Genomic DNA, 1,494 nt, shown 5'->3' on the forward strand with positions numbered 1-1,494 from the left:
GTAAAGTGGAGCCCGTTGCAATGGCAGCGCCCGCCGCCCGCGGCGCGCTCATGATGGGGAAGGTTCAGACCATGAAGAAGAATCGACTGTTCGCGCCTCTGGCCGCCGGGATGGCGCTCGTCTGCGCGCTGGGGCTCGCCGCGTGCGGCGGCGCGCCGGCCTCCGACGGCTCCACCTCGGGATCGGCCGCCGAGGACGCCTCCGCCGAGATCACCACGCTCACGGTGGGCTTCGACCAGTCCTATCCGCCGTACGGCTTCGTGGGCGACGACGGCGAGTTCACCGGCTTCGACCTCGACCTCGCCGCCGAGGTCGCCGAGCGCAACGGCTGGGAGGTCGCCTACGAGCCGATCGACTGGGACGCCAAGGACACCCTGCTCGACTCCGGCGCCATCTCCTGCATCTGGAACGGCTTCACCATGGAGGGCCGCGAGGACGACTACACCTTCTCCGAGCCCTATATGCTGAACGGCCAGGTCATCGTCGTGAAGGCCGATAGCGGCATCGAGAGCTTCGACGACCTCGCGGGCAAGACGGTCATCACCCAGGTCGACTCCGCCGCGCTCGACGTGCTCCAGGGCGACCGGGCCGACCTCGCGGCGACGTTCTCCTCCCTCGAGCAGATCGGTGAGTACAACACGGCCTTCATGCAGCTCGAGTCCGGTGCCGTCGACGCGGTGGCCTGCGACCTGTCCATCGCCGAGTACCAGATGGCCGCCAACCCCGACGCCTACGTGCAGCTGCCCGACATGCTGTCGGAGGAGCACTACGCCGTCGGCTTCAAGAAGGGCAGCCAGCAGCTCGCCGACCAGGTGACCGAGACCCTGCGCGAGATGGACGAGGACGGCACCATCGAGGAGCTGTGCGCCAAGTACGCCGAGTACGGCATCTCCTACGATAACTGGGTGCTCGAGTAACGGACGGCATGCCGGCGGCCCCCGCGCGACGGGGACCGGGGCGGGGAGCCCGGGGCGCGCATGCGGCGCGTCCCGGGCCGATGTGAGAGGAGCGGCGCCATGGATCTGGCGACCATGACGGGGATGCTGCTCGAGGGGTTCGGGACCACCGTGCAGATCTTCGTGCTCACGCTGGTGGGTTCCATCCCGCTGGCCGTGCCGGTGGCGTTTGCGCGGATGAGCCGCATCGCCCCGCTGCGCGCCGTCGCGCGCATCTACATCTCGATCATGCGCGGGACGCCGCTCATGCTGCAGATGTTCGCGATCTACTTCGCCCCGTACTACGTGTTCGGCATCGAGCTCACCCCCGATTCGAAGTGGTACGCCTGCATCGTGGCGTTCATCATCAACTACGCGGCGTACTTCGCGGAGATCTACCGCAGCGGCATCCAGTCGATCCCCCGCGGCCAGTACGAGGCGGCCGAGGTGCTCGGCTACACCCGCGCGCAGACCTTCGCGCGCATCGTGCTGCCGCAGGTGGTCAAGCGCATCCTCCCGGCGATGGGAAACGCGGTCATCACCCTGGTGAAGGACACCT

2 protein-coding genes are annotated in these 1,494 nt (G+C 68.0%); both read left to right on the top strand.

All coding sequences use genetic code 11. The features are described from left to right. A partial coding sequence (locus INF29_RS14175; protein WP_330608352.1) for a transporter substrate-binding domain-containing protein occupies positions 1-917 on the top strand: 917 nt, incomplete at its 5' end. Between the two features lie 99 nt (positions 918-1,016). Further along, positions 1,017-1,494, top strand: a 478-nt coding sequence (locus tag INF29_RS14180) for an amino acid ABC transporter permease (protein ID WP_193487374.1), incomplete at its 3' end; no start/stop codon positions are given.

This window comes from Anaerotignum lactatifermentans, assembly GCF_014982935.1.
GTDB lineage: Bacteria > Bacillota > Clostridia > Lachnospirales > Anaerotignaceae > Anaerotignum > Anaerotignum lactatifermentans.